General features: G+C 71.2%; 17 protein-coding genes. 4 read left to right on the forward strand and 13 right to left on the reverse strand.

Annotation, left to right across the window (positions count from 1 at the left end):
• Window positions 1-1689, reverse strand: coding sequence for an amidohydrolase (locus ABH928_RS24880; protein WP_370070191.1), 1689 nt, complete (start codon window positions 1687-1689; stop codon window positions 1-3).
• Between the two features lie 215 nt (window positions 1690-1904).
• On the opposite strand from ABH928_RS24880, the gene ABH928_RS24885 reads away from it, so the two are divergent.
• Entirely contained in the window at window positions 1905-2648 is a 744-nt protein-coding gene (locus ABH928_RS24885) for a TetR/AcrR family transcriptional regulator (RefSeq protein WP_370070193.1), read from the forward strand.
• Between the two features lie 161 nt (window positions 2649-2809).
• On the opposite strand, the gene ABH928_RS24890 is transcribed toward ABH928_RS24885, so the two are convergent.
• From ABH928_RS24890 to ABH928_RS24900, 3 genes are all read right to left on the reverse strand, one after another.
• Window positions 2810-3577, reverse strand: a complete 768-nt coding sequence (locus ABH928_RS24890) for a cytochrome b/b6 domain-containing protein (RefSeq protein ID WP_370070196.1) — start codon at window positions 3575-3577, stop codon at window positions 2810-2812.
• Complete coding sequence (locus tag ABH928_RS24895) at window positions 3513-4247, reverse strand: molybdopterin-dependent oxidoreductase (RefSeq protein WP_370070198.1); 735 nt, start codon at window positions 4245-4247, stop codon at window positions 3513-3515. Before ABH928_RS24895 ends, ABH928_RS24890 begins: the two co-directional genes overlap by 65 nt.
• A gap of 62 nt (window positions 4248-4309) precedes the next feature.
• Complete coding sequence (locus ABH928_RS24900; RefSeq protein WP_370070200.1) at window positions 4310-5620, reverse strand: cytochrome P450; 1311 nt, start codon at window positions 5618-5620, stop codon at window positions 4310-4312.
• Between the two features lie 119 nt (window positions 5621-5739).
• Between ABH928_RS24900 and ABH928_RS24905 the strand changes: the two genes are divergently transcribed.
• Window positions 5740-6525 carry an SDR family oxidoreductase gene (locus ABH928_RS24905; protein WP_370070202.1) on the forward strand — a complete coding sequence of 262 codons (786 nt, stop codon included), beginning with the start codon at window positions 5740-5742 and terminating at the stop codon, window positions 6523-6525.
• On the opposite strand, the gene ABH928_RS24910 is transcribed toward ABH928_RS24905, so the two are convergent.
• The 4 genes from ABH928_RS24910 to ABH928_RS24925 all read right to left on the reverse strand — a co-directional run bounded on the left by ABH928_RS24910 (window position 6516) and on the right by ABH928_RS24925 (window position 9925).
• Window positions 6516-7082, reverse strand: a complete 567-nt coding sequence (locus ABH928_RS24910) for a Uma2 family endonuclease (protein ID WP_370070204.1) — start codon at window positions 7080-7082, stop codon at window positions 6516-6518. The two genes, ABH928_RS24905 and ABH928_RS24910, sit on opposite strands and share 10 nt — an antisense overlap.
• Before the next feature lie 102 nt (window positions 7083-7184).
• Complete coding sequence (locus ABH928_RS24915; RefSeq protein WP_370070206.1) at window positions 7185-8357, reverse strand: peptidoglycan-binding protein; 1173 nt, start codon at window positions 8355-8357, stop codon at window positions 7185-7187.
• A 225-nt stretch (window positions 8358-8582) separates the two neighbouring features.
• Window positions 8583-9557, reverse strand: coding sequence for a hypothetical protein (locus ABH928_RS24920; RefSeq protein ID WP_370070208.1), 975 nt, complete (start codon window positions 9555-9557; stop codon window positions 8583-8585).
• Window positions 9557-9925: a peptidase inhibitor family I36 protein gene (locus tag ABH928_RS24925; RefSeq protein WP_370070210.1), complete on the reverse strand. Its 369-nt coding sequence runs from the start codon at window positions 9923-9925 to the stop codon at window positions 9557-9559. Before ABH928_RS24925 ends, ABH928_RS24920 begins: the two co-directional genes overlap by 1 nt.
• A gap of 218 nt (window positions 9926-10143) precedes the next feature.
• Between ABH928_RS24925 and ABH928_RS24930 the strand changes: the two genes are divergently transcribed.
• The gene (locus tag ABH928_RS24930; RefSeq protein ID WP_370070215.1) at window positions 10144-11028 is read left to right on the forward strand and encodes a DUF2690 domain-containing protein; all 885 of its coding nucleotides are present in this window, start codon (window positions 10144-10146) and stop codon (window positions 11026-11028) included.
• On the opposite strand, the gene ABH928_RS24935 is transcribed toward ABH928_RS24930, so the two are convergent.
• Window positions 10989-11162 (reverse strand): hypothetical protein, encoded by a 174-nt coding sequence (locus ABH928_RS24935; RefSeq protein ID WP_370070217.1) that lies wholly within the window; start codon window positions 11160-11162, stop codon window positions 10989-10991. The two genes, ABH928_RS24930 and ABH928_RS24935, sit on opposite strands and share 40 nt — an antisense overlap.
• Here ABH928_RS24935 and ABH928_RS24940 point away from each other — a divergent pair.
• A complete protein-coding gene (locus tag ABH928_RS24940) occupies window positions 11161-11499 on the forward strand; it encodes a Uma2 family endonuclease (RefSeq protein WP_370070219.1) in 339 nt (112 codons plus the stop codon). The two genes, ABH928_RS24935 and ABH928_RS24940, sit on opposite strands and share 2 nt — an antisense overlap.
• A 23-nt stretch (window positions 11500-11522) precedes the next feature.
• On the opposite strand, the gene ABH928_RS24945 is transcribed toward ABH928_RS24940, so the two are convergent.
• The 4 genes from ABH928_RS24945 to ABH928_RS24960 form a co-directional block, all read right to left on the reverse strand.
• Window positions 11523-11681, reverse strand: coding sequence for a hypothetical protein (locus tag ABH928_RS24945; RefSeq protein WP_370070399.1), 159 nt, complete (start codon window positions 11679-11681; stop codon window positions 11523-11525).
• Window positions 11682-11811: 130 nt separating this feature from the next.
• A complete protein-coding gene (locus ABH928_RS24950; protein ID WP_370070221.1) occupies window positions 11812-12390 on the reverse strand; it encodes a flavin reductase family protein in 579 nt (192 codons plus the stop codon).
• On the reverse strand, window positions 12384-13694 hold the full coding sequence (locus ABH928_RS24955) for a cytochrome P450 (RefSeq protein ID WP_370070223.1): 1311 nt from the start codon (window positions 13692-13694) through the stop codon (window positions 12384-12386). Before ABH928_RS24955 ends, ABH928_RS24950 begins: the two co-directional genes overlap by 7 nt.
• 19 nt (window positions 13695-13713) lie before the next feature.
• Window positions 13714-14781 carry a dihydrolipoamide acetyltransferase family protein gene (locus ABH928_RS24960; protein WP_370070225.1) on the reverse strand — a complete coding sequence of 356 codons (1068 nt, stop codon included), beginning with the start codon at window positions 14779-14781 and terminating at the stop codon, window positions 13714-13716.
• Between the last annotated feature and the right edge of the window lie 119 nt (window positions 14782-14900).

A 14900-nucleotide genomic window follows, 5' to 3' on the forward strand; every position in this document is an offset into this window, starting at 1 on the left:
TCAGTTCGAGGGGGCGTCGGCTGGGCTGTCGGCGGCGTGGACCAGGGCGCCCTGGACGTAGGTGCGCAGCACCCGGGTCTCGGCGATGGCCTGGGACGGTCCGTCGAAGGGGTTGCGGTCGAGCACGACCAGGTCGGCGTAGGTGCCCGGCCGGATCGAACCGGTGACGTCGTCGAGGTGGTTCACCCGGGCGGTGCCCGCGGTGTAGGCGGCGAGCGCGGAGCCGAGGTCGATCCGCTCCTCGGGTCCGAAGACCCGGTTCGGGTCCTCTTCCCCCGTGCGGTTGACCGCGACGTGCACGCCGGCCAGCACGTCCGGCGTGGAGACCGACCAGTCGGAACCGGCGGCGAGCATGACGCCGGCACGCAGCAGCGAGCCGAACGGGTACTGCCACCCGGCCCGCCGCTCACCGAGGAAGGGGATGGTCAACTCGTCCATCTGCGGCTCGTGGCAGGCCCAGAGCGGCTGGATGTTGGCGGTCGCGCCGAGGCTCCGGAAGCGGGCGACGTCGTCGGGGTGGACCACCTGGAGGTGCGCCAGGTGGTGCCGGTTGCCGCGGTCGCCGTTGCGCCGCTGCGCCTCCTCGACCGCGTCCAGCGCGTTGCGCACGGCGCGGTCGCCGAGCGCGTGGAAGTGCACCTGGAACCCGGCGGCGTCGAGCTCGGCGACGTACCCGCCGAGCTTCTCGGGGTCGACGAAGTCGAGCCCGGCATTGCCGGAGGAGCAGCCGCAGCCGTCGAGGTAGGGCTCCAGCATGGCGGCGGTGTGGTTCTCCGCGACGCCGTCGAGCATGATCTTGACCGACCCGGCGCGGAACCGCTCGCCGTTGCGCTCGGCCTCGGCGCGGCGCTCCTGGAAGCCGGGCAGTTGCTCCAACCCGCCTGCCCGGTCCCACCACTGCGCGCCGCGCACCCGTGCGGTGAGCGTGCCCTCGCGGTCGGCGCGCAGGTACGCGCCGTAGACGTCGCCGGGGCCGAAGGCCGGGCCGACCGCCGCGTCCTGCCAGCCAGTGATGCCGAAGGAGTGCAGGTAGGCCTGACCGGCCAACAGCCCCTGGTAGAAGTCCTCTTCGGTGATCGGGGGGATGTGACGCAGCACCAGTTCGGCGGCGCCCTCCTGGAGCATGCCGGTCGGGCTGCCGTCGGCGTCGCGCTCGATCCGGCCGTCGGCCGGGTCGGGGGTGTCCGCGGTGATCCCGGCGATCTCCAGCGCGCGGCTGTTGGCCCACAGGCCGTGGCCGTCCCGGTTGGGGAGCGCGACCGGCCTGTCGCCGACGGCGCCGATCGCGTCGAGCAGGGCGCGGTGCGGGGTCCCACCGGGGAACGCCTCCATGCTCCAGCCGCCGCCGGTGATCCAGGCGACCTCGGGGCGGGCGGCGGCGTAGGTGGCGACGGCCGCGACATACGCGTCGGCCGTCTCCAGCTGGTGCAGGTCGCAGCTGCGCAGGGTGGTCCCGGCCAGGACCGGGTGGACGTGGGCGTCCTGGAAGCCGGGCAGCAGCAGCCGGCCGGCCAGGTCGACGACCTCGGTGTCGGGGCCGATCAGGGGGCGGACTTCGTGGTCCTGGCCGACGGCCACGATGCGGCCGTCGCGGACGGCGACGGCTCCGGCCCAGGAACGGGCGGGGTCGACGGTGTAGACGGGCCCGCCGAGAAAGACCAGGTCAGCGGGGAGGTGATCACGGTGCACGGGCGCACTCCAGGGCAGGGACGGGGAGAACCGGGGGAAGCTCTGCCGGATGTGTGGAGTAGCAAAGCCCGTGACAACGCTGCTGTCAATGGCATTGACAATGACCCATGGTTACGATCGGATGCAGTAGTCAGCAGCAGTGACCGGCGGCAGTCATCGATGGCAGTCACCGATGGCAGTGAACGAACCGACGAGCACGAGGAAGTGAGGCCCGCGTGGCGGCACGCGCAGAGGCGGACGGCGAGACGGCGAAGCGACGCGTCGCGCTCACCCGGGAGTCGATCCTGGAGGCAGCCCTTCGGCTCTGCTCCCCCGAGAGCGGTGGCCAGTTGACCTTCAGTCGGCTCGGCAAGGAGCTCGGCGCCGACCCTACAGCGGTCTACCGGCACTTCCGTGACAAGGACGAACTGGTACTGGCGATGGCCGACATCACCATCCAGGAGGGCGTCGAACTGGCCCGCGCCGCCCTGCCCGACGGACCGTCGGACGACTGGCGTGCCTGGCTGACCGTCACGGCGGAGAGCATCCGGGCCTCCTACCTGGCCCGCCCCGCCCTCGCGGTCCTCGCCGCCGCCCGCACCACCGCCTCCCCCGCCGAGACACACAGCGTCGAGCTGTTGATCTCGGTCCTGCACCGGGCGGGCCTGCCGGTCGTGGAGTCCGCGGAGTGCTGTCGTTCGCTGCTGGACATGACCTTGGCGATGACCCAGTACAGCGCCGCGTTCTCAGCCCTCGACAAGGCGACGCAGGCCAAGGACGAGGCCGCCTGGGCGGTCAGGTACGGCATGCTGCCCGAGGACGAGTACCCCTTGCTGCACGAGAGCGCGCCCCGGCTGACCGCGCTGTTCCGCGACGACGCGGAGGTGTTCCGGATGACGCTGGCGACCTTCCTCGACGGCGTCGCGGCGAAGATCGAACGAGCCGGGCAGGGTGAGGGCCTCTCTTCCGAGAGGCCCTAGGCCCTGTCGTCAAACTCGCGCCGGATCAGCCCGGGTTGTCTGGTGCGGCCAGCTGCAAGGCGGAGGATCGCCCTCGTACTGGGCCGTACTTGGGCGATCCGACAACGCAGCAGAAGGGCGTGCCAGGCGAACCGGGCCCGGCGGGAGTTTGACGACAGGGCCTAGGCGGCGCCGTCCGAGGGGGGCTGCTCCGGCTCCGCCTGGTGCTCCCCCGGCTCCCCCGGCTGCGCCTGCTGTCGGCGCTGTTCGTCCATCTCCTGCGCCCAGAGCGGGTGTTCGCGGCGGGCCCAGGGGCGGCCGACGCGGCCGGTGCGCATGCCGCGGCGGGCCTCCGGGTCCTTGGCGGCCATCCGGATGTGCCCGAGCACCAGGAGGCCGATGACCAGCGCCAGCCAGTCGTGGACGAAGGTCGCCCCGGTACGGACGTCCAGCGCCGCGAGGTTGGGGAACCAGAGGATCAGCCCGGTGCCGACCATCACCAGCGTCGCCCCCGTGATCAGCGCCGCGTACATCTTCTGCCCGGCGTTGAACTTGCCCGCCGGGCCCGCGCGGCGGGTGCCGTGGCGCATGGCGCGCCAGGTCCAGCCCCGGTCCTGGGGGACGAAACGGTTCAGCCTCCGCAGGTCGGCGCGGACCGAGCGGAAGAAGAGGCCGACGGCGAGCGGCAGCGGCAGCAGCACCCCGCTCCACTCGTGGATGATCACCAGCAGCCGTCTGCGGCCCACGAGTTCGGCGAGCTGCGGCACGTAGAGGAAGGCGGCGCTGAGGATGGCGACCATCATCAGCGTCGAGGTCGTCCGGTGCACCCAGCGCTCGGCGACGGTGAAGCGGCGCAGGAACTCCGGATCCGGCGCGCTCCCCGGGTCAGCCGGTGGAGGTGGGGGCGTCGTTGCGTCCGTTGGAGTTGCCGACCCATGCTTCGACGTCATATCCGTACTGCTCCCAATAGCCCGGCTCGACCTGCGAGGTCACGGTGATCCCGGACAACCACTTGGCCGACTTGTAGAAGTACATGGGCGCGACATAGAGCCGCACCGGTCCGCCGTGGGCGTCGGTGACGGGCGCGCCGTTCATCTCGTGGGCGACCAGCACGTCGCTCCGCCGGGCCTCGGCCAGGGTGAGGCTCTCGGTGTAGACGCCGTCGAAGCAGGTGAAGTGCAGCGCCGTGCCCTGGGCCTGGACGCCGGACAGGTCCAACAGGTCGCTCAGCAGCACGCCCTTGAACTCCACCTTGGGCACCCGCCAGCCGGTCACGCACTGCACGTCCTTGACCAGCCGGGTCTGCTGCATCGCCTGCAGGTCGGCCAGCGTGTAGGTGGCCGGGCGGTCGACCAGGCCGCCGACGGTGAGCCGGTAGTCCGTGGCGCTGCGGTGCGGGATGGAGTCGGCGACCGAGTAGAACCGGAAGCCGTCACCGCCCGGCAGCAGACCCGTCAGCCCCGTCGGGTCGTGACTGCTGACGTTGGCCAGCACGTTGTCGAGCCCGTTCTGGATCCGCGCCCCGAACGCCACCCCGGCCGCGCCGAGCGCGAGCACGCCGAGCACGACCCGCCGCCCGACGGGCGTGCCCGCACCCCGCTGACCACCGCTCTCCTGCATGGTTCCATCCCAGCACTCCCCTGCCCGCGTGACCAGGGAGAACCGGGTGCCGTCACATTTCTCTAAGCTTTCGCGGCTGACTTCCCAGTTTCGGCGGCGGCCTCGGCGCCCTCGATGAGCGCCGGCAGGGCGATCGGGCCGTGCATGATGCCGCGCTCGGTCCAGCGCAGTTCCGTGTAGGGGACGGCCGGGGCCAGCCGCGGGAGACGGCGCAGCAGCGTGCCGAGCGCGACCACGGCCTCCAGCCGGGCCAGCGGCGCGCCCACGCAGTAGTGGATGCCGTGCCCGAAGGAGAGGTGCTTGACGTCGGCCCGGGTCACGTCGAGCCGGTCTCCGCCCGAACCGGTGCCGGGGTCGCGGCCGACAGCGGCCAGCGAGACGACGACCGGCGTGCCCTGCGGGATCACCACCCCGCCGAGCTCGACGTCCTCGGCGGCGAACCGCAGCGGTGTCTGTTCGACGGGGGCGTCGAAGCGGAGGAACTCCTCGACCGCGCCGGGCAGCAGCTCGGGGCGGTCGCGCAGCAGCGCCGCCTGCCCGGGCTGGTCCAGCAGCGCGGCCATGGCGTTGCCGAGCAGGTTGACCGTCGTCTCATGGCCCGCGATGAGCAGGATGACGGCGGTACCGAGCAGCTCCTCGTCCGAGAGCGAGCCCTCCTCCTCGCGGCTGAGCCGGATCAGCGCGCAGAGCAGGTCCTCGCCGCTGGGATCCTTGGACTTCTCGGCCAACAGCTCGGCGAAGTAGCGGTTGAGCGCCTCAGCGCCCTCGCGCTGCGCCGGGGACGGCATCGAGGAGCTGCCCGCCACGGCGGCCAGCGTCCAGCGTCGGAAGTCGTCCCGGCGGTCAATCGGGACGCCCAGCAGTTCGCAGATGACCATGACCGGCAGCGGCGCGGTGAAGTCCTCGACCAGGTCGATCGGTTCACCCGCCGCCGCCTTGGCCTCGATCGCGTCGATCAGCACGTCCGTGATCTCCTGGACCCGGGAGCGCAGCGCCTCCACCCGACGCGGGGTGAAGGTGCGCGCGACCGGGCCGCGCAGCAGGCTGTGGTCGGGCGGGTCGGCCATCAGCATGTTGGCCCCGAGGCCCTGTCCCCGGCCCTGGTAGGAGGTGACACCGGCGGCGTCCAGCGCGGCGCGGGCGATCTCGGGGTCCTTGCGCAGGTCCGGGTGCATCAGCGCGGCACGGGCCAGGTCGTGGTCGAGGATCAGGAACAGGTCCAGCCCGTTGGGCTGCCGGACCCGCTGGACCGGGCCGTGGGTGCGCAGCTCCGCGTAGCGGGCGTGCGCGTCGGCCTTGAACGCCTCGTCGTTGACCAGCGGTGCGGTGGCCAGCGGTGCGTCGACTGGCGGCGAGTCGTCGGAAAGCGGCATGGCATCCCCCTTGTCGTGCTTCACCCCCGTCGTCCGTCAACCTACCGGAGCGTCAACTCCCCTTCCAGTCACACTCTTTCCGTATGGACGAGTCGTGCGCCGGGGCGCACCATGGCCGAATGCGGATGGACGGCAAGGCCGCCGTGGTGACCGGCGGCTCGCGCGGTATCGGGCGCGCGGTCGCGCGCGAGTTGCTCGCGGCCGGGGCGTCGGTGCTGATCGGCGCGCGCGGCAAGGACGGACTGGACGAGGCGCTGGACGACCTCGGCCCGGCCCCCGGCCGACTGCTGGCAGCGGTCGGCTCGGCGGGCGATCCGGTGGACGTGCGGCGCTGGGCGGGCCTGGCGCTGGAGGCCTTCGGCCGGCTCGACTACGTCGTCTGCAACGCGGGCGCCAACCAGCCGCTGGGCTGCCTGGCCGTCGAGTGCGACCCTGCCGCCTGGGAGGAGACCTTCGCGGTCAACGTCCACGGCCCGCTGGCCCTGATCCGGGCGGCCTGGGAGGGCTGGATGCGCGAACACGGCGGCGCGGTGGTCACCGTCGTCACCGAGGGCGTGCACGGCGTGGGCCCAGGGTTGGCCGCCTACGAGACCAGCAAGGCAGCGCTCATGCAGCTCACCCGCCACCTCGCGGCCGAGCTCGCGCCGGACGTCCGGGTCAACGCTGTCTCCCCCGGCCTGGTCCGCACCGAACTGGCCCGCTTCTATTGGGAACGCGACGAGCCCGGCCTCGCCGGGCAGACCCCGCTGGGCCGACTCGGCGAGCCGGAGGACCTCGCCCGCGCGATCGTCTGGCTGCTCTCCGACGAGGCGTCCTGGGTCACCGGCGCCGACCTGCTCGTCGACGGCGGTCGCCGGGTCCGCGCCGGGATGCGCGCTCCGGCGGACGGAGGGCGTCAGCGCTGACTGGACGGGTATGGGTGCCACGTGTCGGTCTGCAGCACCAACTCACCGTCCGCGTCACTCACTCCCAGGGGAATCGGCTTTCCGAAGACGCCCTTGCCGGTCTCCTCGTACACCGGCGTGGCCTGGCTGTAGTCCAGTTCCATCAGGTGCCAGCTTCCCCCACGCGGGTCCACGATCAGGTAACGCGGGATACGCGCCTCCTGATAGGCGCTGCGCTTCATGAGGAAGTCGTCCTTCCAGGCATCCCTGCCTCCCGAGACGACCTCGACCACGACCTCCACGATCTGAGCGGGCCAGTCCCGGGCATCCATCGGAATGTCCTCGCTCCGGGCAATCACCACGTCGGCACGCGGCTTTGACTCCGCGTGGAGCTCGATGCCGCGCCCCTGCCAGGCCTCCAGAGCACGGCCGTCGGGGACCTGGCGTGCGATGTTGCGGGCGATGGCGTCTTGGAGCGTGGTCGGATTGGCCTGGATGACGATCCTGCCGCCGACGTACTCAGCACGGCAGCCGTCCGGAGGCTCGAAGCTCTCCCAGAGCTCGGACATGGTCGTCATAGCGTTCACGATACGGGTCCGAGAAGGCCCATCCCACCGGGAGACAGTGGGATGGGCCCTGTGTCGTGGTCCGAGCTCCGGCGTGGCTGAGTACGGCGTCACTCAGTACTGGTAGTAGCCCACCAGGTTGCCGCCCGCCGAGATGCTGTTGGTCTGGACGTTCGTGCCGGTGTCGTAGGCGTTGATCATCTGGCCGTTGCCGATGTAGACGCCCACGTGCTCGGTGTTGGACGCGCTGCTCCCGAAGAACACCAGGTCACCCGGGACCGGCGAGCTGACCTGGGTCATCTCGGCGATCTGGTCGCCGGTGGCGCCAGAGCCGAGCACGTCGCTGCCATAGGCCAGGTCGTAGACCCAGCGTGCGAAACCCGAGCAGTCCAGGCCGATCGCGCCCGGGTCGGAGCAGGCCAGCGACTGCGGGTCGCCGACGCAGGTGCCCGTCGACGGGCCAGGGGCAGCCTCGTGGCCGCCGCCCCAGACGTACTGGATGTAGCCGCCGCCCCAGCCGGTCTCGGCGTCGCCGTTCTCGATGGCCTGCGCATAGCTGACGATCCTCGCCAACACCCCACCGCCGGGCGGCGGAGGCGGTGGCGTGGTCGTCCCGTCCAGCGACGCCTTGGTCTGCGGGCCGACGACGCCGTCACGCGACAACCCGTGGTCGGACTGGTAGTTCTCCACCGCCGTGAACGTCGCCGGACCGAAGTCACCGTCAACGCCCACACTCGCGCCGTGGCTGTCGAGCAGCTGCTGCAACTCGGTCACACAGCCGTCGATCTCACCCTGCGACATGTCCGTCGGACACGACGCGGACGTCAAGGCGATCGGCGTGGGCGCCGACGTGCTGGAACCGTCCAGGGACGCCTTGGTGTTGGGACCCACGATCCCGTCCTTGGCCAGCCCGTGCGCCGCCTGGTAGTTTTCCACCGCCGCGAGCGTCGCCGGACCGAAGTCACCGTCCACGCCCACACTCGCGCCGTGGCTGTCGAGCAGCTGCTGCAGCTTGGTCACGCAGCCGTCGATCTCGCCCTCGACGATGTCCGTCGGACACGACGCCGACGTCAACGCGACGGCCGCGGGAACGGTCGTGGCGTCCAACGACGTCTTCGTCAGCGGTCCGACGATGCCGTCACGCGACAGCCCGTGCGCCGCCTGGTAGTTCTCCACCGCCGTGAACGTCGCCGGACCGAAGTCACCGTCAACGCCCACACTCGCGCCGTGGCTGTCGAGCAGGTCCTGCAACTCGGTCACACAGCCGTCGATCTCACCTTGCGTCATGTCGGCCGGGCAGGATGCGGACGTCAGCGGAATCGGCGCGGGCGGGGTCGACGCCGGCGCGGGTCCCGCTGAGGCGAGCAGTCCCGCTCCCGCCGCCGACGCGGTCGCGACCGCAGCGAGCCAGGTACGTAAGCGGGGGACGCGACTCCCCCGGTCAGAAGTGAACATCCAGTTCCGGTCCTTTCGGTCAACTGATCTTGATGCCAAGAGACTTCGGTCAATTGCCTAACGGCCGACCAACTGCTGCGCACGTGCCACAGCAGTATGGAGATCGGCGGCGAACGTGGCCATGTCCGTGCGGTACGACGCCTGGGCGGCCTGCTCGGGAGAGAGCTGCGCGCGGGCCGCCGCCGAGGCCAGGCCGATCTGGGCCTGACAGGCGGCATCCTGCGATGCCAGGGCGATCTCCTTGCTGCGTTCCCCGGCGAGGAAGGCCGGACCGGCGTCGGCCGGAGCTTTCGCCACCGCGTTGGCCACGGAGGCGGCGGCCTCGGCGCGCGCCGCCTGAGGGCTTGCCAGGTCCTCGCGGTAGGTGGTCTTCATGCAACGACTCCAGGCGCTGACGCCCGAGGTCCACAGCGGCGACTGAACGACCTGGTTCTGGATCTGCTGGGTCGCGTCGGCCAGGGTGTAGTACGCCGGGTTCCAGGCGTTCCCGTAGAGCTGCACGATGGCGGTGGTCACGCAGCCGTCCGTGTTGTACGAGACGTCCGAGCCGTCCGGCAGGGTGAGCACGGTCCGGTGGGCCGCCGTGCCGACCAGTGCCGACATGAAACCGGGTCGGTCGCCGTCCGGTTGGGCGCTCGTCCCGACGGCGTTGTCGGCACGGCGGATCAGGGCGTTGTCCGTGATGCCGTAGCCCTCCGCGGCGGCGGTCGCCGGGGTGACCAGGTCGTAGGCGCCGTTGGCGGCGTCGTCGACCAGCGCGGGCGGGCGCGCGACCTGGTAGCTGAACCCGTGGCGACGCATGCACTGAGCGGTCAGCGTGCTCTGCGCCAACTGCAGCAACGCCTGCTGGGCGGCGGGCTGTTCGACGAGGCCGTCGAATGGCTCGACGGGACGGCCGCCGGACTGCGCGGCGGCTGCGGGCGTCGTGCCGGCGGTGGTCGTGGCCCCGGCCTTGCCGCTTCCGGTCGCAGAGCAACCGGAAGCGGCAAGCAGCGCCACGAGGAGCAGTGGCAGCAGGTGTCGTGACGTCACTACTGGTTGCACCACTGGTTGGAGTCGATGTGGTGCCAGAACACGGTGCCGGACAGGTTGCTGTTGACGTAGCCGATCGGGATCCCGAACGAGGCGCCGCCCAGGTTCACGTTCTGGAACACCCAGTCCTCGCACTGCGTGCCGTTGTTCGAGATGGACTCGACGTTCTGGAAGGTGCTGTACATGGTGAGGTTGCTGTTGTTGCCGTAGATCGGCCCCATGTCACCGGTGAAGTTCGGTGCCGTGTAGGCGCAGGTCGCGCCGGACGGGCACGCGTCGCTCGCCATCGCTGCCGGCGCGCCGGCCAGGATGCCGGCACCGGCGGCGCCCAGCAGGCCCAACGTGGCAACAAGAGCTCGTGCTCGCATCAGGGTCTCCTTCTGACAGTGCAGGCGTTTGCCGCCTGCTTGTCGGCAACTATGGAGCCTTGCCACAAGCAAGTTCGATGACAGAACATCGACATGAGACACTGCCTGCTGTCTCAGAGCTCTGACCACGTATTTGATACTTCACAAGGGCCTGCATTGGAGAGCCTCACCCCTCGAAAATCGAGGGTGGAGGCCGTCTGACAAGGTTGACGAATTTCATGAACCGGAAGCCCCTGCCGCCAGATCTGCCCCCGGCAGCACGTTCGTTAGCGGAGCATCTCCGCGCCCTCAAGAACGCCAGCGGTCTCTCACTGGCGGACATCGCCGCCAAGACCCACTACAGCAGAGCGTCCTGGGAGCGCTGGCTCAACGGCAAACGCGTCATCACCCCCGAAGCGCTGGACCGGTTCACGGCGGTGGTGGCCAGCGATCGCGACACGGTACGGGCCCTCCTGGACAGCGTCAGAAGAGAGGTCGAGAGCGGGAGCGAAAGCGAAAGCGAGAGCCCGGCGCAGACCGCGGACGACGGTGCGCCAGCTGTCGCCCAAGCCGACCCGGCACCGGCACCAGCACCAGCACCAGCACCAGCACCAGCACCGAGCGGATCGTCCCGATCCGTGGCCGCCTTGCTGGCCCTGCTCCTGCCCGCCGTCGCACTTGTGCTGGGTGGGGCATGGTTCCTCCTCCACGGCAGCGTCAGCCGTGCGCCTGCCCGTACCACCGCGGCGGCCCCGGCATCGCCGGTTGCGGGCGGCGGCGTCCTGTGCCAGGGCGTCGGGTGCCTGGGCAAGGACCCGCAGGAGTCGGGCTGCGACAGCGACGCGCGCACCCTGACCACCGCCAACGACGGCGAGGTGGTCGTCTATGTGCGCTACAGCCCGCACTGCGAGGCCGCCTGGGCCAAGATCACCAACGGCAGCCCCGGGGACACCGCCGTCATCTCCACTGGAAGCGGCCAGCGCGCGACGGCGCTCATCCACTGGGGATACGACAACTACTCCCCCATGGTCCCGGCCGCGGGGGCCGGTGTGACACTGCGCGTCTGCGGAAGCCAACCGGCCGGTCAGGCCTGCACGTCGACGGTCGAGAGCCCGTCCAAGTGATCGGGACGCGCGTCGCCCGGATGCCCGTCCCGGTGGCGCGCGTCGCCGCCCTCCGCGCCGCCCAGGGACGCGAGCAGGCGCAGCCCGTCCTCGGTGGAGCTGCCGGGCGCGGCGGACAGCACCAGCAGCTCCATGAGGCGTCCTGGGTCACCGGCGCCGACCTCCTGGTCGACGGCGGTCGCCGCGTCGACGGGGAAAAACACCACACCCGCTGAGCTCGCGCTGATCGCCGTCGAGGTCGTCTCACCCACGAACCCGGAGAACGACTGGACCGGGAAGCTTCGGGACTACCCGCTCATGCGGATCCCGCTCTACCTGATCGTGGACGCCAGGCAGAAGACCGTCACCTTGTTCCAGGAGATCGACGGGGACCGCTACCGCATGCGGGAAGACGCCGACTTCGGCCAACCGATCCACGTTCCCGAACCCTTCAACTTCGCACTCGACACCTCTCGGCTCCTCGGCTACTGACACCGTCGCAACGCCCCGGCTGGTCAAGCCTGCACCTCAACGGTCGAGAGCCCGTCCAAGTGATCGGGATGCGCGTCGCCCGGATGCCCGTCCCGGTGGCGCGCGTCGCCGCCCTCCGCGCCCAGGGCCGCGAGTAGGCGCAGCCCGTCCTCGGCGGGGCTTCCGGGGGCTGCGGCCAGCACCAGCATCTCCATTGAGCCCGCGGGGCGCACGGGTTTCGGGCTGCACGTGCGCGGCTGACCGCCGAGGAGCGTCAGCGCCGGTCGGATCACGCCGACAGATCGTCGGAACGACCCCGCCTGGTCCCGACCCCTATCCAGGGCAGGCGGAGACCGCGTGATAGCCACCGCGCCAGAAGACGAGCGGCGTGACGCGCGGATCCGGCATGCTGAAGGCGCTCACCGCAGCGACCAGCAGGGTGTGGTCGCCCGCAGGTACGAGTGCGTCGACGTGGCCGTCGAAGTAGGCCGCCGCGTCGGTGACGACGGGCAGCCGGGCGCCGCGTTGGACGGTCCAGTTACTCGGACCGAGTGCACCCTGGCCGACGGGGCGGCCGGAGTCGGCGAAGAAGCGGGAGATCTCCTGCTGATCCTGCGTCAGGACGCTGATCGCGAGTTTCATCCCGGCGTGCGCCGCGCGGGCCAGCCGGCTCCTGTTCGCCAGGGAGACCAGGACGAGCAAAGGGTCGACGGACACCGTGATGAACGAATTCGCCGTCATCCCCGAGACGGCTCCTTCCACGACGGCCGTGACGACCGTGACACCCGTCGGGAACTCCCCCGCCGCGGCGCGGAAGCGTTTGCCGGCCGCGGCGGCGCCGGGCACCGCGGTGCTGTGCGTCGCGGGTTCCGCGCACTGCTCGGCGAGGCGCGGGGCCGTGGAATTCAGCACGTCGCCTCGATCGGCTCATCGGCGCGCCGGGCGAGGGAGCGCCGGACGCGCGTCCGCAGCGGAACCCGCGTGTATCCGGACACGAAGTTCGAGGCAAGGCGGACCGGCTCGCCGGCGGGTTCAATCTCCTCGAAGAGGCCGAGGAACTCCTCGAAGAAGATGCGCAGCGTGATCCGGGCCATCGTCGCGCCCAGGCAGTAGTGCGGGCCGAAGCCGAAGGCGATGTGGCGGTTGTCGCCGCGGGTCGGGTCGAAGAGCTCGGGGTCGCGGAAGACCGTCGCGTCGCGGTTCGCCGAGCCGATCCACACGGCGACGGGGTCGCCCGCCGGGACGACGCCCCCCGCGATCTCCACGTCGTCCACGGCGTGCCGCAGGAAGCAGCTCGCCGCGGAGGACCAACGCAGGCCCTCCTCGACCAGTCCCGGGATCGCCGCCGGCTCGGCGGCCGCGCGCCGGTAGAGCCAGGGCCGCTCCGCGAGGGCCAGCAGTGTGCCCGTCACCGTGTGCGGGGTCGTCGCGTTCGCGCCGAGTAGGAGGCTGTAGCAGTTGACGACGACCTCCTCGCGGCTCAGCTCACCCCCACGCATCGTCATCAGCAGCCTGATCGCGTCGTCTCCGGGCGTGCCGGAGCGTCGGTCGAACTCGCGCGAGAAGTAGTCGAAGAGGCCGTGGTGGGCGACCAGGAGTGCGGAACCGTCGGGCACCGCGTGCGCCGGATCCTCGGGCGAGGCGGCCATCGCACTCCAGGCGACGAGGTCGGGCCAGTACTCCTCGGGAATGTCCATGACCTGCGCCGCCACTGCCATCGGGAGCTTCGCGGCGCACTCGGCGAGGTCCCACTCGCCGACGTCGAGCGCGGGCGCGAGGATGCCGCGCACCGCGGCGCGGATCCGCTCGCGCGTCGCGGCAAGTCCGGTGGCGGAGAACATCCGATTGAGCGGGCGCCGCAATTCCGTGTGCCGTGGCGGATCGGTGGCCACCAGCAGCAGCCCGGAGGCTGCGTCGTTGGTGCCGAGCTGATGCAGCAGGCTGCCGCGCTCCGAGGTGAACTCCCGGTGCTCGCCGAGGACGCGGCACACGTCGTGGTAGCGCGTGACCGACCAGAAGGAGCGGCCGTCGGGCAGCTCCTGGCGATGCAGCGGGGCTCGTTCGCGCATCGCGGCCCACACGCGGTGCGGGTCTCCCGTCGCGTGGAACCGGGGGTCGAACAGGTTCACACGGTTCAGGTCGACGGTCGCGCTTCCGTCGTGGTTCACGCCCTGATTCCCGCCCTGGTTCCCGTCGTGGTTCTCCTCGTGGCTCACGCCGAACACCTCCCCGCCTTCAGGCCTCGTCCAGCAGTAGTCGCAGCGGCTGCTCGACGCAGTCGGCGACGTGGCGCAGCAGGCCGCTCGGCGCGGAGCCGTCGCACACCCGGTGGTCGAAGGTGACCGACAGGTGCACGACGTGGCGCACCGCGAGCTCGTCGCCGACGGCCCAGGGCTTGCGGGCGATCCGGCCGATGCCGAGCATCGCCGCCTCCGGGTGGTTGAGCAGCGGCGTCGAGCCGTCCACGCCGAAGGCGCCGAAGTTGTTCAGCGTCATCGTCGATCCGGTCAGCGCCGCGGGCTCGATCCGGCCCTCGCGCGCCTCCAGCGTCAGCCTTCTGATCTCGGCGTCGAGGCCCGTCAGCCCGAGGTCCTGGGCGTCGCGCACGACCGGGACGAGCAGGCCGCGCGGTGTGTCGACGGCGATGCCGAGGTGGACGGCGGGAGCGGGCACCGCAATGCCCCGCTCGTCGTCGTAGCGGCCGTTGAGTTCGGGAAAGCGGCGCAGGCCGGAAACGGTGATCCGGGCGAGCAGTGCGAGCAGTCCCACGCCCGCGTCGCGCAGTTGGTCCCGCGCGGCCAGCAGTCCGGTGGCGTCCGCGTCGACCCAGCAGGTCGCTGCCGGGACCTCGCGCTGGGCGCGGGTCAACTTCTCGGCGATGTACCGGCGGTGGGCCGAGGCGCGCGGCGGCGCGGGGCGGGCGTCGCGCGCGCCGGGCGGCGTGGGCGACGCCGCACCCGGTGGCAGCACCCTGGCACGCTTTGCCGCGCCGGATGCCGGCGCGGCCCCGGACCCGACGAGGACCGCGGCGCGCGCCTCGATGCCCGGCACCGGGGCGGGCGAAGAGACCGAGAGCAGGACACTGCCGACCTCGACCACGTCGCCGGCCTCTCCGTGTATCCGCGCCACCACGCCCGAGCAGGGGCTGGGCAGTTCGACGGTCGTCTTGGCCGTCTCGACGACCACGACCGGCTGGTCCTGGTCCACCATGTCGCCCGGCCGGACGAGCCACGCGACGATCTCCGCCTCGGTCAGGCCCTCGCCGAGATCGGGCAGCCGGAACTCGCCGCCTTCGGTGCTCATGGATCCGTGCTCCTTCGCCGTCTTCGTCGTCCCACTCGCCGAGGTCTCCCCCGCCCACGTCTTCACCGGATGCCCAGCCACCGGATGCTCAGCCTCACCGGATGCCCAGCCTCGGGATG

Source organism: Streptacidiphilus sp. MAP5-3, assembly GCF_041262505.1.
GTDB lineage: Bacteria > Actinomycetota > Actinomycetes > Streptomycetales > Streptomycetaceae > Streptacidiphilus.